The following is a 4,581-nucleotide window of genomic DNA, read 5'->3' as shown; positions in this document are numbered from 1 at the left end:
GGGTATGGCGGCAGCCGGTCTGAAACCGGTGGTGGCGGTGTATTCGTCCTTTTTACAGAGGGCATATGATCAGGTCATTCACGATGTCTGTATCCAGAATCTTCCGGTTGTGTTCTGCGTGGATCGCGCGGGACTGGTCGGAAGCGATGGGGAGACGCATCAGGGTATTTTTGATCTGACATTCCTCTCCTCTGTGCCGAATATGAGCGTGATGGCGCCGAAGAACCGCTGGGAACTGGAAAAGATGCTGCAGTTTGCCATCTCCTACGATGGACCGATTGCGATCCGTTATCCGAGGGGCGAGGCGTACCGGGGTTTGAAGGAATTTCTGGCACCAGTCGAGTATGGCGTCAGCGAGATGTTGTATGAGGAGAGAGGGACGGCGCTTCTGGCAGTCGGAAGCATGGTCAGTACGGCAGAGCATATCCGGGAGAAATTAAAGAGTGCCGGGCAGCCGTGTACGCTGGTCAACGGGCGGTTTGTGAAACCGATGGATACCGACGTGATCGACCATTTGGCAGGAACGCACCATACGATCGTGACACTGGAGGAAAATGTCCTGCGCGGCGGTTACGGCGAGCGGGTGACGGATTATGTACAGAAGCATTATCCGCAGATTAAGGTAGTTAATATAGCGCTGCCGGATGCCTACGTCGAACACGGAAATGTGTCGGTGCTCCGGAATGAGCTGGGAATTGACAGTGATTCGATTCTGGCGCAGCTGAAACGTGAAGGTGTGCTGGAGACTGACGCGGAAGCATGATGGGAAACAAAAGAGTGGCAGCAGCGGAAGGAAGAACATAGAATGAAAGAACGGTTAGATGTACTTCTCGTCAAGAGAGGTCTGGCAGAATCCCGTGAGAAGGCGAAAGCGATCATCATGTCCGGGATTGTATATGTAGAAGATCAGAAAGAAGACAAGGCGGGTACGACCTTCGATGAAAATGCGAAGATCGAGGTACGTGGATCTACCTTAAAATATGTGAGCCGCGGAGGTCTGAAACTGGAGAAGGCGATGACGCATTTCGGAGTGATGCTGGATCAAAAGGTCTGTATGGATGTCGGCGCGTCCACAGGCGGATTTACCGACTGTATGCTGCAGAATGGCGCGGTCAAGGTGTTTTCGGTCGATGTAGGACATGGACAGCTGGCGTGGAAACTTCGCAATGATCCGCGTGTGGTCTGCATGGAGAAGACAAACATCCGTTATGTGACACCGGAGGACATCGGCGAGCCGGTAGATTTCTCTTCGATCGACGTTTCCTTTATTTCCCTGACGAAGGTTTTAGGTCCGGTCAAGGAGATTTTAAGCACGGGCGGCGAGGTGGTTGCACTGATCAAGCCGCAGTTCGAGGCGGGACGTGAGAAAGTCGGAAAGAAGGGCGTTGTTCGCGAGAAGAGCACGCATCTGGAGGTCATTCAGATGGTGATGGCATATGCGGCAGAGATCGGTTTTGAGATCCGGAATCTGGAATTTTCCCCGATCAAGGGACCGGAGGGAAATATCGAGTACCTCCTGTACCTGCATAGACCGGAGCAGGTATCGGAGGAAACTGTGACTGGTGAGGAAGCACTTGCAAAAGCGGAAAAAGAGTGTCCGGTTTCACCGGAACAGGTTGTTGAGGAAGCTCACAGGGAGTTAGACAAAACATGAGAAATTTCTATCTGATTGTAAACCGCGAAAAGCCGCGCGTAGAGGAGGCGGCCGGTTTGATTTGCAGCTTTTTTGCGGAACAGGGCTGCCGCTGCATCCGTCTGGATCGCCATGATGGACTTCGCAGGGACGCAGAAGTGGCTGCGGCATACCGCTATACCGATCGCCGAACGGTGCCGGAGGATACAGATTGTGTGATCTGTCTGGGCGGTGATGGAACGCTGATTCAGGCGGCGCGTGATCTGGCGGGACGGAAGATTCCACTGTTTGGCATCAATATGGGGCATCTGGGGTATCTGACGCAGATCGGGCATGAGGAGGACATTCTGCCTGCCATGCGGGATCTGATGGAAGATCACTATCGTCTGGAAAGCCGGATGATGCTCAAGGGGTGCGTGATTTCCGGCGGGAAGGTCGTCATGGAGGATATCGCGTTGAATGATATCGTCCTGAACCGTATGGGAATCGATGCGTTCCGGTTTGAGCTGGCTGTCAATGGACAGCTGTTTAATGAGTATTCGGCGGATGGAATGGTGGTTGCGACCCCGACCGGTTCGACGGCATACAACCTGTCAGCGGGCGGTCCGATCGTGGCGCCGGAGGCGGATCTGATGGTATTGACACCGCTCTGCCCGCATTCACTCAATTCGCGCAGCATCGTTCTGCCGCCGGATAACCATTTGAGCCTGCGGATTCAGACGACCGGGCGGACGAAGGTTTCGCTGAGCTTTGACGGCGATACGGTGGTTGATATTGAGCCGGGTGATACAATCGAGATAGCAAAATCAGAGATCGAGACGACATTGATTCAGCTCAAACAGGTGCCATTTTTGGAAAATATACGGAACAAAATGAAACAGATATAAAAGGAGTCAGAGCCATGAAAATGGAACGTCACAGCAAGATTGTGGAATTGATTGGAAAATATGAGATTGAAACGCAGGAAGAGCTGGCGGAATATCTGAATAAAGAGGGATACAATGTCACGCAGGCAACGGTTTCCAGGGATATCCGGGAGTTAAAGCTGTCTAAGATCCAGACAGAAAACGGCGGACAGAAATATGCGGTTTTCCATCCTCAGACGGCGTTCAATGATAAATATACCCGTATTCTGCACGATAGCTTCGTTTCCATGGATATGGCGCAGAACATCCTTGTCATCAAGACGGTGTCAGGCATGGCGATGGCAGTCGCGGCAGCGCTCGACGCCATCCATTTTTCAGAGATTGTCGGCTGCATCGCCGGGGACGATACGGTCATGTGTGCAGTCCGTACGGTGGACGATACGATCGTGCTGATGGACAAGATCCGCAAGCTGATTGCGGGATGAGGTAAGGTGGGTTCACACATTTTTTGCGGGAACCGCTGATAAGGAGGAACGGAAAGCGGATGCTTTATCATTTACGAGTGAAAAATCTGGCTCTGATCGATTCGGCGGAGGTGGAGTTCGGGGACGGACTCAACATTCTGACCGGTGAGACGGGAGCCGGAAAATCGATCATCATCGGTTCGGTCCAGATCGCGCTGGGCGGAAAAGCACCGAAAGAGATGATACGCCGGGGCTGCGACAGCGCCTACATTGAACTGGTTTTCTCCATCGATGATGAGAGAAAGCGCGAGCAGCTGAAGGAACATGATGTTTACCCTGATGAAGAGGGAATTTTAATCATTTCTAAGAAAATCACACCGACCCGGAGCATCAGCCGCATCAACGACGAGACGGTAACGGCTGCAAGGCTGCGGGAGATCACGGGTCTTCTGATCGATCTGCACGGACAGCATGAACACCAGTCGCTGGTGAATGCGTCAAAACATCTGGAAATCCTCGATGCGTATGGCGGGGAGAAACTTCTCCCATTCAAACAGAGTACGGAAGCTGCCTATCGCTTGTATATGCAGTTAAAACAGAAATGTGCCGCATTTGCATCCGATCAGGAGACGAGACTGCGGGAGATGGATTTCTGCCGGTTTGAGATCGAGGAGATTGAAAATGCCGCGTTAAAGGATGGCGAAGAGGAAAAGGTGGCAGCCGATTTTAAGCGGTTTTCCAATGCCAGACGGATCGCTGAGAGTCTTTCACAGGCATATGACGCGGTGTCCGGCGATGCGGTGTCGCGGGCGTTCCGTGAGATCGATGGTGCGATGGCATTTGACGAGGGATTGAAGGGGATCCGTGACGAGCTGTGCGATGTAGATTCCCTTCTTTCGGATCTTTCCAGGGAGATCGCCGGATATATGGACGATATGACCTTTGACGAAGCGGCATTTCGGGAGACGCAGGAGCGGCTTGACCTGATCCGGAGCCTGGAAAACAAGTATGGGAAGACGATCCCGGAGGTACTTCAGGCGTTGGAAGAAAAGAAAGCGCGACTGCAGGAACTGGAGAATTACGATGAACTTCGGGAACAGGCGGAAAAAGAACTGGAACAGGCGGAAGCAGTACTGAAAGAACATTCCGAGGCATTGTCAGCAGCGCGTAAGCAGTTTGCCGGGGAGCTGGTGGAGAAGATCGCAGACGGGCTTCGGGAACTGAATTTCCTTGATGTGCAGTTTGAGATGGAGTTTAGGCGGCTGGATCATTTCACGGCGGGCGGTATCGACGAGCCGGAATTCCTGATTTCCACGAATCCGGGCGAACCGGTTCGGCCACTCGGTATGGTGGCGTCCGGCGGTGAGCTGTCGCGTATCATGCTGGCAATCAAGACGGTGCTGGCGGAGACCGATCAGGTTCCAACGTTGATTTTTGATGAGATTGACACCGGTATCAGCGGACGGACTGCACAGATGGTATCGGAGAAGCTGCGGATCCTCTCCAAATGCCGTCAGGTCATCTGCATCACGCACCTGCCGCAGATCGCGGCGATGGCGGACCAGCACTTCGAGATCCGCAAATCCGCGTCCGATGGACGGACGGCAACCTCCATCCG

5 protein-coding genes are annotated in these 4,581 nt (G+C 53.2%); all 5 read left to right on the top strand.

Annotation, left to right across the window (positions count from 1 at the left end):
• A partial coding sequence (locus QVO97_RS08635; RefSeq protein ID WP_288189448.1) for a transketolase C-terminal domain-containing protein occupies nt 1–763 on the top strand: 763 nt, incomplete at its 5' end.
• Nucleotides 764–805: 42 nt separating this feature from the next.
• On the top strand, nt 806–1,654 hold the full coding sequence (locus QVO97_RS08630; protein ID WP_022359932.1) for a TlyA family RNA methyltransferase: 849 nt from the start codon (nt 806–808) through the stop codon (nt 1,652–1,654).
• Nucleotides 1,651–2,520 carry an NAD(+)/NADH kinase gene (locus tag QVO97_RS08625; RefSeq protein ID WP_022359931.1) on the top strand — a complete coding sequence of 290 codons (870 nt, stop codon included), beginning with the start codon at nt 1,651–1,653 and terminating at the stop codon, nt 2,518–2,520. The genes QVO97_RS08630 and QVO97_RS08625 overlap by 4 nt, the downstream gene beginning before the upstream one ends.
• A 14-nt stretch (nt 2,521–2,534) precedes the next feature.
• Nucleotides 2,535–2,984 carry an arginine repressor gene (gene argR / locus QVO97_RS08620; RefSeq protein ID WP_022359930.1) on the top strand — a complete coding sequence of 150 codons (450 nt, stop codon included), beginning with the start codon at nt 2,535–2,537 and terminating at the stop codon, nt 2,982–2,984.
• A gap of 59 nt (nt 2,985–3,043) precedes the next feature.
• The coding region (gene recN / locus QVO97_RS08615) for a DNA repair protein RecN (protein WP_288189447.1) at nt 3,044–4,581 on the top strand (1,538 nt) is incomplete at its 3' end.

The sequence above is a fragment of the Clostridium sp. CAG:43 genome, assembly GCF_000434655.1.
GTDB lineage: Bacteria > Bacillota > Clostridia > Lachnospirales > Lachnospiraceae > Otoolea > Otoolea fessa.
The sequence above is the reverse complement of the archived record's forward strand: the minus strand, read 5'-3'. Positions and strand labels throughout refer to the sequence as shown.

Coding starts and splice junctions, on each gene's coding strand:
- argR (WP_022359930.1), top strand. CDS start 2,535: ATGAAAATGGAACGTCACAGCAAGATTGTGGAATTGATTGGAAAATAT.
- QVO97_RS08630 (WP_022359932.1), top strand. CDS start 806: ATGAAAGAACGGTTAGATGTACTTCTCGTCAAGAGAGGTCTGGCAGAA.
- QVO97_RS08625 (WP_022359931.1), top strand. CDS start 1,651: ATGAGAAATTTCTATCTGATTGTAAACCGCGAAAAGCCGCGCGTAGAG.